Raw genomic sequence first — 19,877 nt, forward strand, 5'->3', positions numbered from 1 at the left:
TTCACTCCTTGCCGGTGATATCAAGCGCCCCCCGATAGCCCAGCTGACGCCAGGCCTCGAAGACGATCACCGCACAGGCGTTGGAAAGATTGAGGCTGCGGCTGTCGGGCAGCATGGGGATACGCAGGCGCTGGGCCTCGGGCAGAGCATCGAGCATTGCCTGTGGCAGGCCGCGGGTCTCGGGACCGAATAGCAGTGCATCGCCCTCACGGTAGACCGGCTGATGGTAGCCAGTGCGGCCCCGGGTCGAAACGGCGAACACCCGCTTGGGTGCCACCGTGTCGAGGAAGGCCGACCAGTCGCGGTGAACCTTGACCGCGGCCCACTCATGGTAGTCGAGTCCGGCGCGCCGCAGGCGCTTGTTGTCAAGCACGAAGCCCAGCGGCTCGATGAGATGCAAGCGAAAGCCGGTATTGGCACACAGACGAATCAGGTTGCCGGTATTGGGCGGTATTTCAGGTTCATATAGCACGACATCGAGCATGACAGCCTGCCAGGTGAAACGCATGCGGGCCCCCGCAGGGGCCCGCCGATACAAGGAAAGTTGCCGGGGTCAGAAGATCAGGCGCACACCCACCTGTGCTCCCCGGTCCAGGGTGCGGGAGCCGCGGCCATTGTCGAAGTCGGCTGCCGCCTGACGCAGGCCCACGTAGCCATCCACACTGGGAGAGAAGGCGTAACGGGCACGAACACCCACCTCGTAACCGTCGTCCAGGTCACTGCTGGTCACCACACTGGGCGTGTAGAAGCCGTAGCCCCCCACCGAAATATCGGGCATCTGCGGCAGGAAGACATAGCCGTAACCACCCAGGCCCAAACCGCCGCCCTTGCCATGATCGGTATCGTATTGGGTCCAGCGAGCCCCGATGCCGATATCCCGGTCGCGATTGCGCTGTACGCCCAGCAGTTGGACATGATAGATCGTCGCATCGTCACGATAGTCGCTGTGAAGCACGCCACCCCCCAGAGCGACACCCTGTGTCAGCTCGCCGTTGGCCTCGAACTGCACCGCATCCGGGCTCAGGTTCAAGTCCAGGCTGCCGGAAGCGGCGTGTGCCCCGGTGGTTGCCAGTAGGAAACCAGCAAAGGTGGCAAGGGCAAACTGTCTAGTGAGGGTCTTCATCGAAGGCTCCTTAATGATCAACGCAAATACGCGTCCCTATATCTCATCGACAACGACTAATCGACGGCGACACCATAGCGGGCACGGTAGCCGCGGATAGCCTTGGCGTGACGCCTGAATGCCTCGCCGCCCTGCTCTTCCAGATAGGCGAGTACCATGTCCAGCGTCACGATGCTGATGACCGGCATGCTGTAACGTGCCTCGACTTCCTGGATGGCGCTTCGACTCTTTCCTTCAGTTTCGTCGCCACCGCGCTCTTGGCGATCCAGTGCGATCACCACCCCAACCGCCTCAGCGCCAGCGGCATCGATCAGGGTCATGACTTCACGAATGGCGGTGCCTGCGGTGATAACATCATCGATGATCAGGATACGCCCCGTCAGCTCAGCACCGACGATATTACCACCTTCGCCGTGATCCTTGGCCTCCTTACGATTGAAGGCGAATGGCAGGTCACGGTCATGATGATCGGCCAGAGCCACCGCGGTCGTGGCGGCGAGGGGAATGCCCTTGTATGCGGGACCGAAAAGCACGTCCACCGGCAACTTGCTGGCCGCGATGGCACTGGCATAGAAACGACCCAGGCGGGCGAGGGCGCGGCCGCTGCGAAACAGGCCGGCATTGAAAAAATAGGGGCTGACACGGCCCGACTTGAGCGTGAATTCACCGAACTTCAGAACGCCCTGTTCAATGGCAAATTCGATAAAATGTCGCTGGTAGGCTTGCATGCTGGCCGACACGGCGCTTCCCTCACTCTCTACAGGCCCGAAATCCATGGAAATCTGCGCCCTATCACGATTATCACTGCGGGCCATTTACCCAAACGTCGAAACGTCGGGTATCATACACGCGCGACGTCAAAGGGACCATGTATGAAAATTGCCACCATCAATGTCAATGGTATCCGAGAAGCCGTCGGACGAGGTTTCCTCGACTGGCTGGCCGAACAGGATGCCGATGTCATCTGTGTCCAGAACCTCAAGGCCAAGAGCTTCGAGCTGGACGACAGTATTCTCTACCCGGAAGGCTATGAAGGCTACTTCCTGGATGCCGAACAGGACGGCTTCTCCGGCGTGGGTATCTACTGCCGCAAGATCCCCAAGGCGATCATGTATGGGCTGGGCTTTCCCCAGTGCGATCATGAAGCCCGCTTCCTGCAAGCCGACTACGACCGCTTCAGCATCGTCAGCTTCCTGATGCCCGACGGCAGCGACTATGCCGCCAAGCAGGCCTTCATGGCTCAGTATCAGGAATACCTGTCGAAGATGGCTCGCAAGCGCCGCGAGTACATCATCTGCGGCACCTGGCATATCGCCCACAAGACCATCGACCTGGAAAACTGGGCGGATAACCAGACCACGCCAGGCTTCAAGCCCGAGGAGCGCGCCTGGATGGATCAGGTGTTCGGCCCCACTGGTTTCATCGATACCTTCCGCGAGATCAACCGCGACGCCGGCGAATACACCTGGTGGCCCAAGCTCGACCAGGACGAGCCGCGCTCGCGCCAGGAAGGCTGGCGTATCGACTACCAGATCGTCGGCCCCAACCTGCGCCGCCACGTAACCGACGCCTGGGTCGACTACGATGCCACCTTCAGCGAGTTCGCCCCGTTGTTTGTCGAGTACGACCTGGCGCTCTGACGCTTCCCTTACGTCGCGGCCGGGCCTGCCCGGAACGCATTGCGCCGGCCTATGTGGCCGGCGCAATGCTTTGGGGAAACTTTGATTTATTGCTGCGCTCGACGACCCACATGGATGTGGGAAGTGCGTTGGTTCGTCGGGAACGAACCTAGCCATCCTGGCCGCCGGCGGTGCTCGCTCTCCTCATGTAGCAGGCTACATTCCGGGAGCTGCGCTCCGGCGGCGACCAGCCTCTCATCGCTCGCTACATAAATCAGAGTCCCCCCTCACCTAGGGTTTACCTCAGCGTCGAATGCCCAGCGCTTCCTGCTGGTGGGCGAAGAGATCGGCACCGGCCTGCTCGGCCAGGTCGAGCATGGCGTCGAGCTCGGCGCGGGAGAAGGTGCCCGCCTCGGCGGTGCCCTGCACTTCGATCAACCCGCCTTTCTGGGCCATTACCACGTTCATGTCGGTATCGGCGCCACTATCTTCGGGGTAGTCCAGATCGACCACCGGCACGCCCTTGACGATACCCACCGACACCGAGCTGACCAGCTGCTCGAAGGGGTCGCCCTTGATCTTCTTCTCGCGCTGCAGGAAACGGATCGCATCGATCAGCGCCACACAGCCACCGGTGATCGAGGCGGTGCGGGTACCGCCGTCGGCCTGAATGACATCGCAGTCCACGGTGATGGTGAATTCGCCCAGCTTCTTGAGGTTCACCGAGGCGCGCAGCGAGCGTCCGATCAGGCGCTGGATCTCCAGCGTCCGCCCCCCCTGCTTGCCCCGCGCCGCCTCACGCCCGCTGCGGGTATGGGTGGCACGCGGCAGCATGCCGTATTCCGCGGTCACCCAACCCTGGCTCTTGCCGCGCAGCCAGCGCGGTACGCCGGCCTCCACGCTGGCGTTGCACAGCACCTTGGTGTCGCCGAACTCCACCAGCACGGAACCCTCGGCATGGCGCGTGTAGTCACGGGTGAGCCGGATCTCGCGAGGCTGGTCGGGCCGTCGTCCACTGGAGCGCTTGGGGTCAGAAGCCATGTTACCTCTCAATATTTGGGTTGATAGTGACATCGGAAAAGCGGCCATTCTACACGGTCAGCGCGCCGAATCGGGTACACTCCTTGCCAGACATTTCACCCGCTGTGGCCGAAAGGCCGCAGCTCGCTGTATCGGGGAGTCGCTATGGCTGACAGCAGCAACAGAGTTCACAGCATGACCGCTTTTGCCCGTCAGAGCCGAGAAGACGAGTGGGGCAGCCTGCAGCTGGAGCTGCGCTCGGTGAATCAGCGTTACCTGGAGCCCCATTTCCGGCTGCCCGAGGCGCTGCGCGATCTGGAGCCCGCCTTCCGCGAAATGCTGCGCACCCGGCTGGCCCGCGGCAAGGTTGAGTGCAACCTGCGCTTCGATCCAACCAGCGTGAGTGAAGCCCTGGCGGTCAATCGCTCACGCCTCAGCGCCCTTGCCGACGCCCTCGGCGAAGTGCGTGAAGCCCTGCCCCAGGCGCCGATGCCGGATGCCCTGGCGCTGCTCGACCACCCCGGCGTGCTCGAATCCCAGGGCATGGACCTGGACGCGATAAAGGCCGAGGCGAGCGCGCTATTTCAGGCGGCTCTCGACGAACTGATCGAGTCACGAGCCCGGGAGGGCGAGAAACTCGCCGCCCTGATCCGCGAGCGACTGGTCGGCGTGGGCGAGCAGGTAGCCGAGGTGCGCCGGCTGATGCCGACGATACTGGAGCGCCAGCGTACCCAGCTGCTGGAGCGCCTCGATTCGGTCAAGGCGGAACTCGACCCCCAGCGCCTCGAGGCCGAGCTGGTCCTGCTGGCCCAGAAGGCCGACGTCGATGAGGAACTCGACCGCCTGGCGACACACGTCAGCGAAGTGGAGCGCCAACTGGGGCAGAAGGGCCCCATGGGGCGCCGACTGGACTTCCTGATGCAGGAGCTCAACCGCGAAGCCAACACCCTGTCGTCGAAGTCCGTGGTCGCCAACACCACCCGCTGCGCGGTGGAGTTGAAAGTGCTGATCGAACAGATGCGCGAACAGATCCAGAATATCGAGTAAAGCTCACATCCGCCCATGAAAGTCTATAAGCCACTGAGTTCAATGCTCGAGGCCATGCACCACAGGGACGCAGCCTCGTATCAGAGTCACCCGACCCGCCTCCCTCAATAGTGGCTCTGTGTTAGGTGACCGTGCCCCTCCTCAACGTAACCCACGACGTTGAGGAGGGGCAGGTTTAGGGGGTATTTGCCGGCGCGATGGCGCTGATCTCATAGTCGGTGGCACCGATCTGGCGAAGTACAAAGCTCACTTCACTGTCCACCTCAAGCCCGTCGGCAAGCACCGGATCGGCCAGGGCTATTTGCATGGTCATCGCCGGCCAACGCAATTCAGCAATTGGCTCGTGTGCCAACACCACACTGCTGCCATCCTCTGCTATCGACTGCACGGTACCGACGCCTTCCGCTGTGCGCATCTCTTGATGCGTGTCCGTGGCACCATGGTTCGCATGCTTACCATGTCCATGATCGCTATTCGCCAGGGCCGGCCCGGTGATGAGGAAGCTCGCCACTACGGCCATCTGAAGTACGATATGTTTCATTTTACTGGTTTCCTTCGAGGTTGGTGTTACTCAGTACAGCCTCCGACGAGACTGTCGCGGGAAGTTGCCGACGCTGCCAGAGCCAGTACAGAACCGGAATGAGCAGTAACGAGACCAGCGGGGCAGTGATCATGCCACCGACCATTGGGGTGGCGATGCGCTGCATCGCTTCCGATCCTGGACCTGAATCCATCAGCAGCGGGCTCAGCCCCAGCACCACCGTGAGTGAGGTCATGGCCTTGGGCCTTACGCGCATTACGGCGCCTTCGATGATTGCCTCACGCAGCTCGCCCTGGGTGCGGGGCTGACGCTGCTCCACCGCGCTTTTGACATACATCAGCATGACCACGGCAAACTCAGCCGCCAGGCCAATCAGCAGGATGAAGCCTGCCGCCACTGCCACCGAAACGTCATAGGCCAGCCAGTGAAGCAGCCAGACGCCACCGACCGCGGCGAACGGCAGTGAGCCCATCAACATCAGCGTCTCCGGGCCGTTGCGGAAGCACAGGTAGAGCAGCAGGAAGATAAGCACGATAGTCACCGGCACGACCCACTGCAGCCGCTCCTTGGCCCGCTCCATGTATTCGTACTGACCCGACCAGGTGACGGAATAGCCGGCGGGCAATGCAACCTCCTCCATGACTCGCTCACGCGCTTCGGCCACGTAAGAACCGATATCCCTCCCGCGAATATCGACCACCACCCAGCCGTTGAGGCGCGCATTCTCCGTACGGATCATTGCTGGGCCATCGGTGATATTCACCTGCGCCAGTGCCTGCAAGGGGAGGTAGGCGCCGGCGGCAGTGATCACCGGCAGATCCCGCAGCCGCTCGAGAGAGTCGCGCCAGTCCTGGGGGTAACGCAGGTTGATCGGGTAGCGCTCGAGGCCTTCTACCGTTTCACTGACATTCATTCCCCCCACAGCCGTCTGGATCACGGCCTGCAAATCGCTGACGTTGACGCCATGCCGTGCCGCGGCACGCCGGTCGATATCCACTTCAATATAGCGACCGGCAGCGGTACGGTCGGCATAGGCTGACGCCGTGCCCGGCACATCCTGCAGGACTCGCTCGATCTCGCGCCCGATGCGCTCGATTTCCCCCAGGTCGGAGCCAGCCACCTTGATGCCAACGGGCGAACGGATACCCGTCGACAGCATGTCGATACGTGTCTTGATCGGCGGCACCCAGACGTTGGCCACACCAGGAAAGCTGACCGCCTCATCGAGCTCGCGGATGATATCGGTCTTGGTCATGCCTTCACGCCACTGATCACGGGGCTTGAAGCGAATGACGGTCTCCAGCATGCCGATGGGCGCCGGGTCGGTGGCAGTATCGGCGCGTCCTGCCTTGCCAAAGACACGTTCCACTTCCGGCACGGACATGATCAGGCGATTGGTCTGCTGCATGAATTCACGCACCTTGCCGATGGAGACCCCCGGCTCCAGCGACGGCATGTACATGAGATCGCCTTCGTCCAGTTGGGGCATGAATTCGCTGCCAAGCTTGCTCGCCGGATAGGCCACGCTGGCAGCGAGCAGCACGGCAGCTGCAATGGTGATCCAGGGATAGCGCAGCAAGGCGCTCAGTCCCGGCCGATAGATGGCAATCAGCATGCGGCTGAGCGGGTGAGCCGACTCGGGTCGTATGCGTCCACGCACCAGGTAGCCCATCAGCACAGGTACCAGGGTGATGCCCAGACCTGCCGCCGCCGCCATGGCGTAGGTGCCGGTAAAGGCGAGCGGTGAAAACATGCGCCCTTCCTGGCCCTGCAGGGTAAACAGGGGCAGGAAGCTGACCACGATGATCATCAGCGCAAAGAAGATCGGCCGTCCGGTTTCCTTGGCCGCCTCGGCCACGGTATGCCAGCGATCTTCTCCCGGCGGTGCTTTCTCCAGCCGCTTGTGCAGGTTCTCCACCATGACGATGGCAGCATCCACCATGGCACCGATCGTCACGGCGATGCCGCCGAGCGACATGATATTGGCGTTGATGCCCTTGGCCTGCATGATCATCAGCGCCGCCAGGATCCCAATGGGCAAGGCGATTATGGCGACCAGCGCCGAGCGCAGGTGGAGCAGGAACACCACGCAAACCAGCGCGATGATCAAGAATTCCTGCAACAACTTGATCGTTAGGTTGTCGACAGACTCCTGGATCAGCACCGAGCGATCATAGGTTTCCACGATCTCCACCCCTTCGGGCAGGCTCGGGCGCAACTCGTCGAGGCGCGCCTTGACGCGATCAATGGTGGCAAGGGCATTCTCGCCATGACGCATGACCACCAGGGCACCCACCACCTCGCCCTCTCCATCCAGCTCCGCGATGCCGCGGCGGGCAGCGGGTCCGATGCGAATCTCGGCGACATCCTCTAGCAACACTGGGGTGCCATCGTCACCCAGGCCAACGGGCACCAGTCGCAGGTCTTCAATGCCGGTGAGATAACCTCGCGAGCGAACCATGTATTCCGCTTCGCCCATCTCGATCACGGAACCACCTGCCTCACGGTTTGCATCGGAAATGGCCATGCGAATGCCCGACAGGGTCAGGCCATAGGCACGCGCACGGTTCGGGTCCAGCACCACCTGGTACTGCTTGACCATGCCGCCCACGGTTGCGACCTCGGAAACCCCTGTCACCGACTGCAGCTCATACTTGAGGAACCAATCCTGCAGCGAGCGCAGGTCCGCCAGGTCGAGCTCCCCGCTGCGGTCTACCAGCGCATATTGGTAGACCCAGCCCACCCCCGTGGCATCGGGCCCCAGCGCAGGTTGGGCGCCTTCCGGCATGCGCGGCGCCACCTGGCTCAAATATTCCAATACCCGGGAGCGGGCCCAGTAGGGGTCGGTGCCGTCCTCGAACAGCACGTAGACGTAGGAATCCCCGAACATGGAGAAACCCCGCACGTCCCTCGCCTTGGGCACCGCCAGCATGGCCGTCGACAAGGGGTAGGTGACCTGATCTTCGACGACCTGAGGCGCCTGGCCAGGAAAACTGGTATGGACGATCACTTGAACGTCGGAGAGGTCGGGTATAGCGTCCAGTGGCATCTGTCGGCCCGTGAACAGCCCCCAGACGACGAAGATGGCGGTCACCAAGAGCACCAGCAGGCGATTGTGCAACGACCACGAAATGATCCTTTCGATCATGCAACCTCTCCTCAGTGGTCGTGAGCCGCCGGCTCGATAGCGGTGATTTCGTACACGAACTCTTCACGCTCGTGCATGCGGAAGCGCATCGCCATGTCTTCGCGCAAGCCATCAAGCTCAAGGTCGTCAGCCACGGCGAAGTCCATGACCATGGCGGGCCACCCCAACACGGGTATTGGCTCATGATCGACATTCACCATTCGTGCCTTTAGGTCGATAGAGAGAAGACGCCCCTCCGCCCAGACCTCATCGCCCACTTCCTCTTCCGCGGCCTCGAGCATGCGGCCAAGCTCGGCACTGGCTGACGCCTCGGAGTCGAGCAGGAAGTGACCAGAGAGGACGACTCGCTCCCCTTCCTGCAGACCATCGATGATTTCCAGGTCACCATTGGCGCGGCTACCCACCTGCACCTCGCGAGCCTGGAAGCGCCCCTCTCCCAGCGCCAGGATCACGCGATCCTGTCTGCCGGTGCGGATCACCGCCTCGGCGGGCAGATGCAGCACGCCTTGCAAAGGCCGCGACGCCAGATGAACATCCGCGTACATACCCGGCTTCAGCCGTTCGCCGGGATTGTCGAAGGCCAACCGCACTCGCACGGTACGGGTCGGGCTGTTCAAGCTCGGGTAGATATAATCGACCTTTCCCTCCAGACGTTCGCCGGGGCGGAAAGGCAATTTCACGTGAGCGGCATCGTCTCGTGTCACGGCATCGACCTGATGCTCGAACAGATCGGCCATCACCCATACCCGTGACAGATCGGCAATGGTCATGACCTCGGTGCCCGGCGTGACATACATGCCTTCACGGACATTCAGCGACTCCACGACACCGCCCTGCCGTGCCCGTATCGACACCAGCCGGCGCGGCTCGCCGGCCCTCTCGACCTCGGCGATCTCGGCAGCACTGACACCCAGCGCCCTCAGACGCTCTCGTGCCGGCGCGGCACTGCCGCCACGCCGCACGATATGCAGCAGCTCTTCCTGCGCGTTGACGAGTTCAGGTGAGTAGAGGCGGAACAGCAGCTGCCCCTCCTCGACCCGCTCACCGGTGGTTCGAACCGTGAGGTCTTCGATCCATCCTTGGGTGCGCAGGTGTACGTGGCTCAGGCTCGACTCGTCGTAATCGACGAAGCCCACCGTTTCGACCAGGCGGGCCAGATCGCCACGCACCACCGAGCCGATGCGCACGTTCATGTTCTGCTGCACCACCGGGCTGATGCTCACCGTGCCGGGAGCCGCAGCATCACCACCGCCCGCATAGATCGGGATGAAATCCATGCCCATCTCATCCTTGCGTGGCTCGGGAGACGTGACGGAGGGGTTGTGAGGATGCCGGTAGTAAAGAATGTCTCGCTCGCCACTCGCCGTTTCAGCTGCCGCAGCAACATGGGCATGTGAATCCGGCCAGTAATTCACCGCAGCGCCGCCCAATGCGGCCCCCACTCCCAGAATGGCAATTGCTACCAGCACTCTCATGCGTCCTCTCCCAACAGGTAGAGCAGATCCACCTGCTCAAGACGTCGTTCCGTGGCGATGCCTATCGCATCGATCTGCGTGTCCAACTCAATGAGTCGAGCGCGTACGTAGGCAGTAAAATCGACCGTTCGGTTTCTGTAGCCATGCTCGGCCGCCTCGGCATTCGCCTTGGCCTGGGGAATGAGTCGCTCCACGAAACCGCGTTCACGCTCGGTCAGCTGTCGCCACCTGGCCTGCGTTTCTTCGAGTTGACGCTGCATGTCCCGTACCTGCTCATGCCACGCATATTGAGCCGCCTCGCGCTGGTGTACGCTGGCCGACAGGTCACGATCCTGGCGCTGGCGAGTGAAGAGCGGCAGATCGACCATGACCATGGCCGACATACGGTCAGGCATGCCCATGCCTCTTTCCGTCGGTGTGCCATAGGTGAGCTCGACTGACCATTGCGGCTTGTAGCCCTGCCGCGACAGCTCGATACCATGGGCTCCGGCATCGACAATCGCCTGCTCCGCCGCCAACAGGGGGTGGGCTAGTAACGTGCCCGTCGGTTCGGCAAGCTCCGGAAAGTTCGACGGCAGGGGTCTTGCCACGGCTTCCAGGCCGACCCACCGAGAAAGCTGAGCCAACGCCGCTGATTCCTGAGCCTGCGTGCTCAGCAAGCGATCATGCAGTCGGTCAAGTTCAAGCTCGGCACGCAAGAGATCCTGCTGGTCGGCGACACCGGAAGCGAATTCACGCTCGGTGATTTCACGCAGATCCTCGAACAATGGCTGGCTTTGCTTAAGCACCTCAAGTACGGCGCGCTGGTTATAAAGAGATAAATAAGCGCGGCGAACGGCGCGCATGGCAGCGCGCTCTGCATTGCTGCTACGCGCCTCTTCCGCCTGTGCCATGGCCGATTCCCGCTCGCTTGCCAAGCGGCGACTATCACCCCTGGGGAAGGTCTGACGAATACCCAGACGTAACTGAGTCATGCTGTCGTCTTCGACCGTAAAACCATCGCGGGCAACATCCATGACTTCGACAATCAGCATGGGGTCAGGGAGCTGACTTGCCGAAATGGCGGCCTCCCGGCGTGCTTGTGCCAGCTCTTGATAGCGCAGCGTCGTGGGGTCTTCGATACCTGCAAGATGCTCAGCTTCATTGAGTGATAGGATGGGCTTCGCCAGCACCGAGAATGAAAACAAGATTCCTGTACTCAGTGACAGCACAGCCAACTTTCGTGCTAATAGAGAGCCCATCGACTTCCCTCCGAACCAGCTGAATGCCATGACCAATAGCAGAAGTGATAGACTGACTCACGGCCATCCTCCTCCTGTTTAACCCGCAAGCGCTCATATTAACCAAGGGAAGCAGTCAGAAAGGTGACCCCAAAATGACAAATTTGTCATCTTCATGCGAGGCAAGCGAACGGAGGCGTCGTGAAGATACTGATCGTTGAAGATGAGCCCAAGACAGGCGACTACCTGTCCCAAGGCCTTCGGGAAGCCGGCTTTATCGTCGATCTTGTCCGTGATGGATTGGAAGGCCTGCATCTGGCCCAAAATGAGGATTACGACCTACTGGTCCTCGATGTCATGCTGCCGGGAATGGATGGCTGGAACATTCTGAAGATGATCAGGCGATCCGGGCAGGACCTGCCTGTGCTTTTCCTTACCGCTAGAGACGAGATCGACGATCGCGTGCAGGGGCTGGAGCTTGGAGCAGACGACTACCTGGTGAAACCTTTTGCCTTTTCCGAGCTGCTGGCTCGGATCCGTTCCTTGTTGAGACGGGGGAAGGCACGCGAGCCCGAGGTGTTCCGGGCCGCCGACCTGGAGCTCGATCTGCTCAAGCGCCGTGTTTTCCGAGCTGGTGAACGCATTGACCTGACCGCCAAGGAGTTCGCACTGCTCGAATTGCTGATTCGGCGGCAAGGGGAGGTTCTACCCCGCTCCTTGATCGCCTCGCAGGTCTGGGACATGAACTTCGACAGCGATACCAACGTGATCGATGTTGCAGTCAGGCGCCTTCGCGCCAAGGTGGATGGTCCCTTTCCCCTCAAGCTCATTCGCACCGTACGAGGCATGGGCTACGTGTTGGAGCCCCGGGCCGGCAAATGAGACAGCAGCCTCTCTCCCTCACCATCCGTCTGGCCCTGTGTTTTGCCCTGCTTGCCGCTGGCCTGCTGCTGGTGCTTGGGCTCGTATTGGGACGCCTGGTAAGCACCCACTTCGATGAAATCGATAGCCAAGAGTTGGGTGCCAAGATGGCCATGATCGACAACCTACTGGGGCAAGCGCACACCTCCGCGGCCTTCGACGCTCTGTTAATGCAGCTCGACGCAATATTGACCAGTCATGACACCCTGGCCCTCTCTATCCGTGACGAAAACGATCAGGTGCTATACGATTTTCAGGCCGAGCGGCTCGCACCCGTTAAACAGGGCGACGTGGCCACTCCCCAGCCCCGCTGGCAGCATGAAGGGCGCATCTTCATCGGTCGCGAGGCGCAGAAGGTGCTCCCTCTGCCCAAGCCGCTGTATCTTAACGTATTGATTGGCCTTGATATCAGCCACCACGCTCATTTTCTCAGCGTCATCCGCCGCCATCTGTGGACAGGCATTGCGATGGCGACACTCATCGCGGCGCTGCTTGGCTGGCTGGCCGTGCACAACGGCTTGTCACCTCTAAGGCGCGTCACTCGCACGGCCGGGCAGCTCTCCGCCGACCGCCTCGGCGAACGACTCTCCGAGCGCGATGCCCCGCCCGAGATGCTGGCACTTGTCAGCGCCTTCAACGGCATGCTCGACCGCCTGGAAGCCGATTTTAAACGTCTCAGGGATTTCTCCGCCGACATCGCACATGAGCTGCGCACCCCCGTCTCCAACCTGTTGACCGAAACCCAGGTGGCGCTGTCGCGTCCGCGCTCAGCCGAGGCATACCGCGAGGTGCTGCACTCCAACCTGGAAGAGTTCGAACGGTTGGCCAGGATGATCGCTGACATGCTGTTCCTGGCCAAGGCTGACCACGGCCTGCTGCCGAACCCGGCCGAGACGGTGATGCTGGAGCAGGAAGCCGGGGCATTACTGGAATTCTACGAGGCTCTCGCCGAAGAAAAAGGCGTCGATCTCCAGCTAACTGGGCACGCCAAGGTAACTGGCGACCGCTTGATGCTGCGTCGCGCCCTCTCCAACCTGGTTTCCAACGCAGTACGACACACCCCCGCCGGTGGCACCATCGAGATCACGATTACCCCGACCCAGAACATGGCACAACTGACCGTCAGCAATCCCGGCGAAACCATTCCCGCCGACCAACTGCCACGACTGTTCGAACGCTTCCACCGCGCCGACAACATCCGCAGCCACCACGGCGAAGGCGCTGGCCTCGGTCTCGCCATAACCCGATCGATCGTCAAGGCGCATGGCGGCGATATCACCGTCATCTCGCAGGATGGCTTCACCTACTTTACCCTTGCCCTGCCGCTCATCGGCAGGCCCTGAATGTCCATAGAGGAATGACTCAATGCCTGCTAACCACAGTAAACCCGATCGCTCTGCCCGCTTGGTCGCCCTGGCCGTCGGCATCCCCTTCTTCCTGATGTTGGCCGTGCTCTTGGCCATGCCGTTCATGGCGGGGGATGAAACGACACTGCTGGTCGAAGGTCCGGTACCCACCCAACCGGGAGCAGAGCGCGGCGGGGTGCGTTTCTCCGGTACCGTGCACCGGTGGAGCATGACTGGCAGCGTCGTGATCGATGCCGAGCGGCAGGCGCAACTGTTCTTCCAACTGCGCGGGCCCGATGGCAATCCGCCCCAGCAGCCTATGCAAGTTCCAATTACCTTTGTCATGCCCGACCATGACATGTCGCTCACTGTGACCGCCGAACAGACCGGTCGTGACAGCTTTGCCACCGTGGCCCCGCTCCCCATGTCGGGCAACTGGCAGATGCGCGTGACATTCTCGGAGGTGACCGGCGTACTGCAATTTGACGTCAGGGGCTGACGGCAGCCTGCAACAGCGGCCATGTCGGCGCAGCCCCACCAGCTAGGAGCCTGATTCGTTAAATAGCGGGCTATTCGCCTCATCAGATCGATAAACTTGTCTCGAAATCCAAATCTCTCGTGACGATCGGTCAAGCCCGACAGGCTCCTAGCCCGAAAATTACACCAGGAATGAAAAAGGCGGCTGTAAAGGCCGCCTGATCACCCAGCAGGACGAACTCGCGACACTGGTGCAATATGCAGGCTAACCCTCCGAAAGTGGAAACATGGCAGCCAATACCTCACGCTCAACCGCGTCCCCAAGCTGCAGAGTGATCTCCACACGGCGGTTGCGTGCTCTGGCCTGCTCAGTCTCGTTGGGTGCCAGTGGCTGGGTGTCGGCATGTCCCATCACCGTCAACCGTGACGGTTCGAGGCCCTCGTTTTCCAGCAGGATATTTGCCACAGTGGCCGACCGCATCGCCGAGAGATCCCAGTTACTACGAAACCGGGAACTGCGGATGGGAATATCATCGGTATGTCCATCGATGGCGATATTCCCAGGAGAAAACACCAAAATATCAGAGAGCTCATGCAACAGAGCGGAAAAGTCACCGGTCACCTGGGCAGAACCAGAGGGAAAAGTGCCCTGCTCATCGATACGAATCAATACGTTGGCGCCATCACGCTCGACTCGCACACCACCTGCATCGATGGCGGAGCTCAACGCATCCTCGATATTGAGATGAATTTCCCGAACACGCTGCTCAACGCGAGCCCTCACCTGCTCTCGGTGAGTATCATGGCGCGGGCGCTCAAGACTAGTGATTTGCCGAACCTCATCGCGAAGAGTCGGTTCAGGCTCTGCCGGTGAGAAGCGGTCAAAAACCGCGCTAGTGCCCATGGGAATCGCCTCTGCCGGAACCTGCCGCTGCACCCCGAACGCTTTCTTCATCTCGCCAGCCAGCTGCTTGAAACGAATCAGGTCGATCTCGGCAAACGAGAGCAGCAGCACGAAGAAGCAAAGCAGCAGCGACATTAGATCAGCATAGGTTACCATCCAGGGCGGTATCAGTCCGTGCTTGCGCCCTCGTCTAGGCATTAGGCTCCTCCCCAGGCATTGGCTCGTCTGGGTTGGCTTCCTTGGCTTTGCGACGATCGCGCACCTCGTCAGGCAGGTAGGCTATCAGCATCTGTTCGACGACACGCGGATTCTTGCCCTCTTGAATAGCCAGCAAAGCATCCGTCCACAGAACCTGCAGCTTCTCCTGTTGATGCATGCGCGCATCGAGCTTCTCGGCAATAGGCTTGGCGATGACATTGGCGATCAACACTCCATACAGGGTCGTCAAGAGAGCAACCGCCATGGCCGGACCAATGGATGAAGGATCATCCATATTGGCGAGCATCTGCACCAACCCGATCAAGGTCCCGATCATGCCCATGGCCGGGGCCACTTCGTTGAGCAGAGTAAAAGCCCTGGCCCCGGCCTGATTGCGATCGAGAGTCATCAGGCGCTCCTTGTCGAGAACGTCCTTGACCACCTCGGGCGCGAAGCCATCGGCGAGCATCTGCAGCCCCTGCTTGAGATAGCGAGAACTGGCCTCGAAATCCTCCAGTGACAGCAAACCTCGCTTGCGAGCCAGCTTGGAAATCTCCAACACCTCCTCGATAGTAGAAGCCGTATCAGGGAGGCTATGCTTGAACGCTCGGCTTGCGGCATACAGGGCCATTCGGCACTCGGAGAAGCGCAGTTGGGAAAGCACCACCATGAGGCTTCCCCCCACCACAATCAGCAGACTGATAGGGTTGAGGAAGATCATCGGAGAGGCACCCAGGGACATCGCTGCGGCCACCATCGCAATGGCGCCGAACATGCCAAGTACCGTGGCTAGATCCATTCTCTTCATTTATGGTTTCCGGGGCCGTCATGCATCGTCCACGGGGAGAAGCGACACGATATCGAAGGGGTTTTGACCTGACGAAGATCAATCCAGCAGTACTATCGACCGCGCGGAAAAATACTTTAATCGCCTCGACGGAATCCTTCGACAACGCAAGCTCTTCGAAAATGCCATTGGAAGGGCGGAGGCTCGGGTGGAGGCTCGAGTGCCACCACCATGCGGTTGTGCAGCCACTACGGTTGACCCACATCCAAATGCCAGCGTCACGTTCACTAGACATGACTTCGTTCCACCAAGCGAACTTAGCGCTGGAAGCGCTAATTTGTTAGCCCGACAGTACCGAAAGCCTAAGGTGATGTCATGCCTGGATTAGGATTCGTCGGGAAAGTCAGCCAGCCAAGACCCCATGAAACGTCGAAGAGCCTAAAAATGTCCATTGGGGCTTGACCAGAACAGATGCCCCAGGATAGATCTCGCTGAGTGCGGAAAAAACTTTCAGGCGAATCGGCACGCCCCTTCACCAGATAGCCACTTCGGCAGCGCTTAAGTAGAATGCCACCAATTCTCTCTATAGCGAGCTTCTTGCCTGACCTGGGTAGCATCCTGCAATCTCAGCAGTACATTAGGGTGTAAAATCGCGAATAACGGCTGTATTTTCCAGCAACCGATTGTTCGTATTATGAAAAATCATTATGTCCTATTTTCAGATCCAGACTATAGGGTGAGTGAGCCGGCGTGTCTCATGTCGGCTCGAATTCGCGTCAGGTAGGTTGCAGCCACAGCCACTCAATACGGATGCTTCGTCATGCCACAAGGTACGCTCTTCATCGTTTCCGCGCCCTCCGGCGCCGGCAAGACCACCCTGGTGCGCGAGCTGATCGAAAGCCTCGACGGTATCCAGGTCTCGGTGTCGCATACCACCCGGAGCCAACGCCTCGGCGAGGTGGACGGAGTGAACTATCACTTTATCGGCGTGGCGGCCTTCGAGGCGATGATCGAGCGCGGCGAGTTCTTCGAATACGCCCAGGTGTTCGACAACTATTACGGCTCATCGCGCCCCGCGGTGGAAACCATGCTCAATGCCGGACAGGACGTGATCCTCGAGATCGACTGGCAGGGCGCTCGCCAGGTGCGCCAGCAATTGCACGACGCGGTCTCGATCTTCATCCTGCCACCTTCTCGCGACGAGTTGGAGCGCCGCCTGGCCAGCCGCGGCACCGACGAACACGCCACCATCGCTCGGCGCATGCGCGATGCGGTCAGCGAGATGTCGCATTACGACGAATACGACTACCTGGTGGTCAACGACGACTTCACCACCGCCCTGCGCGAACTGCAGTCGCTAGTGATCAGCCGGCGCTTGAGCCTCGAGCGAGTGCAGAAGGAGCACGGCCCCCTACTGACGGCGCTGTTATCCTGACCCCCAGCCGCGGGCGCTTGTCCTGACCCCCAGGCGCGGGCGCTTGTCCTGACCCCCAGGCGCGGGCGCTTGTCAGGGATGCCGGGCGTCGAGTAATCTAGTCTGTCCTGTTCCATTTCGAATTTCCGGCTACGGTCGGGAAATCCACAGCTTTTTCGGGAATACCTACATGGCGCGTGTCACCGTCGAAGATTGTCTGGAAAACGTCGAGAATCGCTTCAAGCTGGTGATGATCTCCACCCAGCGCGCTCGTCAACTCGCTCGCGGCTCCCGCGACGCCCTGCTGCCCTGGGAAAATGACAAGCCCACCGTGATGGCCCTGCGCGAGATCGCCGCTGGCCTGGTCGACAAGAGCGTACTGGACGAGCCGATCGAGGCGCCGGTTCGAATTCGCCATGAGGGCGAGCCGGGCATCGCCATCGAGGAGTAAGGCAAGCACTCAAGGCGCGCTAATGTTCACCATCGACGACCTGGCCGACCGACTCGGCGGCTATTTACCTCCCGACGAGATCCAGCAGGTCAAGCGCGCCTTCTACTACGCTGAGCAGGCCCATGACGGCCAGCGGCGGCGTTCTGGCGAGCCCTACGTCACCCACCCGCTGGCAGTGGCCAATATCCTCGCCAACATGCACATGGACCATCAAAGCCTGATGTCGGCCATGCTGCACGATGTAATCGAAGATACCGGCGTCTCCAAGGAGGCACTTGCCGAGCAGTTTGGAAAGCCGGTGGCGGAGTTGGTCGATGGAGTCTCAAAGCTGACCCAGATCACCTTCGAGGACAAGGCGGTCGCCCAGGCAGAGAACTTCCAGAAAATGGTGCTGGCGATGTCGCGGGATATCCGCGTCATTATCGTCAAGCTCGCCGATCGCCTGCACAACATGCGCACTCTGGGCGCCTTGCGCCCCGAGAAAAAGCGACGTATTGCCCGCGAGACACTCGAGATCTATGCCCGAATCGCCAGCCGGCTCGGCATCAATACCATACGCGTCGAGCTCGAGGACCTCTCCTTTCAGGCACTGCACCCGATGCGCGCCGAGCGTATCAAACGCGCCGTCTCCAGCGCCCGAGGCCACCGTCGCTCGGCGATCCGTCAGATCCAGCACGCGCTGCAACAGAGCCTCGACGACGAGCAGCTATCCGGCACAGTGATCGGCCGCCAGAAGCACCTACTGTCGATCTACAAGAAGATGCGCGACCAGCGCAAGCCGTTCGCCGAGATCATGGATGTATTCGGCTTTCGCATCATCACCGAAGACGTCGACAGCTGCTACCGTATCCTTGGTGTGGTGCACAACCTCTATAAGCCGGTGCCGGGACGCTTCAAGGACTATATCGCCATTCCCAAGGCCAACGGCTACCAGAGCCTGCATACCACCCTGTTCGGCAGCGGCGGAATGCCCATCGAGGTGCAGATCCGCACCCGCGAGATGGAAGCCATGGCCAATAACGGCATCGCCGCCCATTGGCTCTACAAGGCTGGTCAGACCGATCATCCCATCGCCGAGGGCAGCCACGCCCGTGCCCGGGAGTGGGTCAAGGGCCTGCTGGAAATGCAGCGCCACGCCGGCGATTCGCTGGAGTTCATCGAGCACGTCAAGAACGACCTGTTTCCCGACGACATCTATGTCTTCACGCCACGCGGCGACATCATGGAACTGCCCCAGGGCGCCACGGTGATCGACTTCGCCTACACCGTGCACACCGATATCGGCAACAACTGCATCGCCTGTCGCATCGACCGACATCTGGCACCGCTCTCCACCCGCCTGGAGAGCGGCCAGACACTGGAAATCATCACCGCCCCCGGTGCCAAGCCCAATCTTGCCTGGCTCAATTTCGTGATCACCGCCAAGGCCCGCTCAGCGATTCGTCACGCGCTCAAGCACCAACAGCATACCGAAGCCGTGCAGTTGGGCCGACGCCTGCTCAACAAGGCCTTGGGGGAATTCGAAACCAGCCTGGAGGAGCTCCCGGAGTCGGTCCTGCCTCAAGTACTGGAAGCCCTATCGCTGAAGAACGAGGAGAGCCTGCTGGAGTCCATCGGACTGGGAGCACGCCTGGCCTATGTGGTCGCCAGGCACCTGGTCGACACCCTCCACGGCGAGGGCACCGACGGCAGCCAGCGTAGCCTTCAGCCCCAGGGTCCCATCGTGATCAGCGGTGCCGAAGGCATGGTGATCAAGTTCGCCCGCTGCTGCCATCCGTTGCCGGGCGACCTGGTGATCGGTCACCTATCGGTGGGCAAGGGTATCGTGGTGCATCGGACCGAGTGCCGTAATCTCGCCGAGCTGAAGAGCGACCCCGACAAGCTGCTCGCCCTGGAGTGGTCCGCGGAGATCGATGAAGATTTCCCCGTGGCGCTGCGCCTGGAGATAGAGAGTCGCCGCGGCCTGGTTGCCGAGCTGGCCAGCCTGGTCACTGACGCCGATGCCAATATCGAGCGCATCGGCATCGAGGAGCGCGACGTGCGACTATCCATCGTCCACCTGACCCTGGCGGTGCGTGACCGCGTGCACCTCGCCCGCATCATCAAGCGTATCCGCAACCTCTCGCAGGTCGGCAAGATCACCCGCGTCGGCAACTGAACTCCCATCGACCTGCTCACTGCCCCCG

General features: G+C 60.9%; 18 protein-coding genes. 8 read left to right on the forward strand and 10 right to left on the reverse strand.

Features of this window, described 5'->3' with window-relative positions; translation table 11 throughout:
• Position 1: 1 nt before the first annotated feature.
• The 3 genes from trmL to pyrE form a co-directional block, all read right to left on the reverse strand.
• Positions 2-484, reverse strand: a complete 483-nt coding sequence (gene trmL, locus DU490_RS01310) for a tRNA (uridine(34)/cytosine(34)/5-carboxymethylaminomethyluridine(34)-2'-O)-methyltransferase TrmL (protein WP_114572662.1) — start codon at positions 482-484, stop codon at positions 2-4.
• A gap of 69 nt (positions 485-553) precedes the next feature.
• The gene (locus tag DU490_RS01315) at positions 554-1,123 is read right to left on the reverse strand and encodes a YfaZ family outer membrane protein (RefSeq protein ID WP_114572541.1); all 570 of its coding nucleotides are present in this window, start codon (positions 1,121-1,123) and stop codon (positions 554-556) included.
• A gap of 56 nt (positions 1,124-1,179) precedes the next feature.
• Complete coding sequence (gene pyrE / locus DU490_RS01320) at positions 1,180-1,851, reverse strand: orotate phosphoribosyltransferase (RefSeq protein WP_114572663.1); 672 nt, start codon at positions 1,849-1,851, stop codon at positions 1,180-1,182.
• A 144-nt stretch (positions 1,852-1,995) separates the two neighbouring features.
• On the opposite strand from pyrE, the gene DU490_RS01325 reads away from it, so the two are divergent.
• Positions 1,996-2,763: an exodeoxyribonuclease III gene (locus tag DU490_RS01325; RefSeq protein WP_114572542.1), complete on the forward strand. Its 768-nt coding sequence runs from the start codon at positions 1,996-1,998 to the stop codon at positions 2,761-2,763.
• 282 nt (positions 2,764-3,045) lie between these two features.
• On the opposite strand, the gene rph is transcribed toward DU490_RS01325, so the two are convergent.
• Complete coding sequence (gene rph / locus DU490_RS01330; RefSeq protein ID WP_114572543.1) at positions 3,046-3,783, reverse strand: ribonuclease PH; 738 nt, start codon at positions 3,781-3,783, stop codon at positions 3,046-3,048.
• Positions 3,784-3,927: 144 nt separating this feature from the next.
• Between rph and DU490_RS01335 the strand changes: the two genes are divergently transcribed.
• Positions 3,928-4,809 (forward strand): YicC/YloC family endoribonuclease, encoded by an 882-nt coding sequence (locus DU490_RS01335; RefSeq protein ID WP_114572544.1) that lies wholly within the window; start codon positions 3,928-3,930, stop codon positions 4,807-4,809.
• 175 nt (positions 4,810-4,984) lie between these two features.
• On the opposite strand, the gene DU490_RS01340 is transcribed toward DU490_RS01335, so the two are convergent.
• The 4 genes from DU490_RS01340 to DU490_RS01355 are packed head-to-tail and all read right to left on the reverse strand — an operon-like array spanning position 4,985 to position 11,244.
• Positions 4,985-5,350 carry a copper-binding protein gene (locus tag DU490_RS01340; RefSeq protein ID WP_114572545.1) on the reverse strand — a complete coding sequence of 122 codons (366 nt, stop codon included), beginning with the start codon at positions 5,348-5,350 and terminating at the stop codon, positions 4,985-4,987.
• A gap of 1 nt (position 5,351) precedes the next feature.
• The gene (locus DU490_RS01345) at positions 5,352-8,498 is read right to left on the reverse strand and encodes an efflux RND transporter permease subunit (RefSeq protein ID WP_114572546.1); all 3,147 of its coding nucleotides are present in this window, start codon (positions 8,496-8,498) and stop codon (positions 5,352-5,354) included.
• A gap of 11 nt (positions 8,499-8,509) precedes the next feature.
• Positions 8,510-9,973: an efflux RND transporter periplasmic adaptor subunit gene (locus DU490_RS01350; protein ID WP_114572547.1), complete on the reverse strand. Its 1,464-nt coding sequence runs from the start codon at positions 9,971-9,973 to the stop codon at positions 8,510-8,512.
• A complete protein-coding gene (locus tag DU490_RS01355) occupies positions 9,970-11,244 on the reverse strand; it encodes a TolC family protein (protein WP_147270435.1) in 1,275 nt (424 codons plus the stop codon). The genes DU490_RS01350 and DU490_RS01355 overlap by 4 nt, the downstream gene beginning before the upstream one ends.
• Before the next feature lie 150 nt (positions 11,245-11,394).
• On the opposite strand from DU490_RS01355, the gene DU490_RS01360 reads away from it, so the two are divergent.
• From DU490_RS01360 to DU490_RS01370, 3 genes are read left to right on the forward strand one after another with little or no spacing between them, the layout of a single operon-like run.
• Positions 11,395-12,075 carry a heavy metal response regulator transcription factor gene (locus DU490_RS01360; RefSeq protein ID WP_114572549.1) on the forward strand — a complete coding sequence of 227 codons (681 nt, stop codon included), beginning with the start codon at positions 11,395-11,397 and terminating at the stop codon, positions 12,073-12,075.
• Positions 12,072-13,457, forward strand: a complete 1,386-nt coding sequence (locus DU490_RS01365) for a heavy metal sensor histidine kinase (protein ID WP_114572550.1) — start codon at positions 12,072-12,074, stop codon at positions 13,455-13,457. The genes DU490_RS01360 and DU490_RS01365 overlap by 4 nt, the downstream gene beginning before the upstream one ends.
• A 22-nt stretch (positions 13,458-13,479) precedes the next feature.
• Positions 13,480-13,959 carry an AAA family ATPase gene (locus DU490_RS01370; protein WP_114572551.1) on the forward strand — a complete coding sequence of 160 codons (480 nt, stop codon included), beginning with the start codon at positions 13,480-13,482 and terminating at the stop codon, positions 13,957-13,959.
• A 243-nt stretch (positions 13,960-14,202) separates the two neighbouring features.
• Here the strand turns inward: DU490_RS01370 and DU490_RS01375 are convergent, their stop codons facing one another.
• Together DU490_RS01375 and DU490_RS01380 are read right to left on the reverse strand one after the other, a co-directional pair.
• On the reverse strand, positions 14,203-15,039 hold the full coding sequence (locus DU490_RS01375) for a flagellar motor protein MotB (RefSeq protein WP_181869922.1): 837 nt from the start codon (positions 15,037-15,039) through the stop codon (positions 14,203-14,205).
• On the reverse strand, positions 15,032-15,838 hold the full coding sequence (locus DU490_RS01380) for a MotA/TolQ/ExbB proton channel family protein (RefSeq protein WP_114572664.1): 807 nt from the start codon (positions 15,836-15,838) through the stop codon (positions 15,032-15,034). Before DU490_RS01380 ends, DU490_RS01375 begins: the two co-directional genes overlap by 8 nt.
• An 808-nt stretch (positions 15,839-16,646) precedes the next feature.
• Here DU490_RS01380 and gmk point away from each other — a divergent pair.
• From gmk to DU490_RS01395, 3 genes are all read left to right on the forward strand, one after another.
• Positions 16,647-17,261: a guanylate kinase gene (gene gmk / locus DU490_RS01385; protein ID WP_114572553.1), complete on the forward strand. Its 615-nt coding sequence runs from the start codon at positions 16,647-16,649 to the stop codon at positions 17,259-17,261.
• A 169-nt stretch (positions 17,262-17,430) separates the two neighbouring features.
• Positions 17,431-17,691, forward strand: coding sequence for a DNA-directed RNA polymerase subunit omega (rpoZ, locus tag DU490_RS01390; protein WP_043517557.1), 261 nt, complete (start codon positions 17,431-17,433; stop codon positions 17,689-17,691).
• 22 nt (positions 17,692-17,713) lie between these two features.
• Positions 17,714-19,849, forward strand: coding sequence for a bifunctional (p)ppGpp synthetase/guanosine-3',5'-bis(diphosphate) 3'-pyrophosphohydrolase (locus DU490_RS01395; RefSeq protein ID WP_114572554.1), 2,136 nt, complete (start codon positions 17,714-17,716; stop codon positions 19,847-19,849).
• Positions 19,850-19,877: the final 28 nt, after the last annotated feature.

The sequence above is a fragment of the Halomonas sp. DQ26W genome (assembly GCF_003339685.1).
Classification (GTDB): domain Bacteria; phylum Pseudomonadota; class Gammaproteobacteria; order Pseudomonadales; family Halomonadaceae; genus Halomonas.

Excerpts from the sequence above, each read along its gene's own strand:
- DU490_RS01355 (WP_147270435.1), bottom strand. The coding sequence starts at position 11,244 with ATGGCATTCAGCTGGTTCGGAGGGAAGTCGATGGGCTCTCTATTAGCA.
- DU490_RS01370 (WP_114572551.1), top strand. The coding sequence starts at position 13,480 with ATGCCTGCTAACCACAGTAAACCCGATCGCTCTGCCCGCTTGGTCGCC.
- DU490_RS01345 (WP_114572546.1), bottom strand. The coding sequence starts at position 8,498 with ATGATCGAAAGGATCATTTCGTGGTCGTTGCACAATCGCCTGCTGGTG.
- DU490_RS01335 (WP_114572544.1), top strand. The coding sequence starts at position 3,928 with ATGGCTGACAGCAGCAACAGAGTTCACAGCATGACCGCTTTTGCCCGT.
- DU490_RS01395 (WP_114572554.1), top strand. The coding sequence starts at position 17,714 with ATGTTCACCATCGACGACCTGGCCGACCGACTCGGCGGCTATTTACCT.
- DU490_RS01325 (WP_114572542.1), top strand. The coding sequence starts at position 1,996 with ATGAAAATTGCCACCATCAATGTCAATGGTATCCGAGAAGCCGTCGGA.
- gmk (WP_114572553.1), top strand. The coding sequence starts at position 16,647 with ATGCCACAAGGTACGCTCTTCATCGTTTCCGCGCCCTCCGGCGCCGGC.
- DU490_RS01365 (WP_114572550.1), top strand. The coding sequence starts at position 12,072 with ATGAGACAGCAGCCTCTCTCCCTCACCATCCGTCTGGCCCTGTGTTTT.
- rpoZ (WP_043517557.1), top strand. The coding sequence starts at position 17,431 with ATGGCGCGTGTCACCGTCGAAGATTGTCTGGAAAACGTCGAGAATCGC.
- rph (WP_114572543.1), bottom strand. The coding sequence starts at position 3,783 with ATGGCTTCTGACCCCAAGCGCTCCAGTGGACGACGGCCCGACCAGCCT.
- DU490_RS01380 (WP_114572664.1), bottom strand. The coding sequence starts at position 15,838 with ATGGATCTAGCCACGGTACTTGGCATGTTCGGCGCCATTGCGATGGTG.
- DU490_RS01340 (WP_114572545.1), bottom strand. The coding sequence starts at position 5,350 with ATGAAACATATCGTACTTCAGATGGCCGTAGTGGCGAGCTTCCTCATC.
- pyrE (WP_114572663.1), bottom strand. The coding sequence starts at position 1,851 with ATGCAAGCCTACCAGCGACATTTTATCGAATTTGCCATTGAACAGGGC.
- DU490_RS01350 (WP_114572547.1), bottom strand. The coding sequence starts at position 9,973 with ATGAGAGTGCTGGTAGCAATTGCCATTCTGGGAGTGGGGGCCGCATTG.
- trmL (WP_114572662.1), bottom strand. The coding sequence starts at position 484 with ATGCTCGATGTCGTGCTATATGAACCTGAAATACCGCCCAATACCGGC.
- DU490_RS01375 (WP_181869922.1), bottom strand. The coding sequence starts at position 15,039 with ATGCCTAGACGAGGGCGCAAGCACGGACTGATACCGCCCTGGATGGTA.
- DU490_RS01315 (WP_114572541.1), bottom strand. The coding sequence starts at position 1,123 with ATGAAGACCCTCACTAGACAGTTTGCCCTTGCCACCTTTGCTGGTTTC.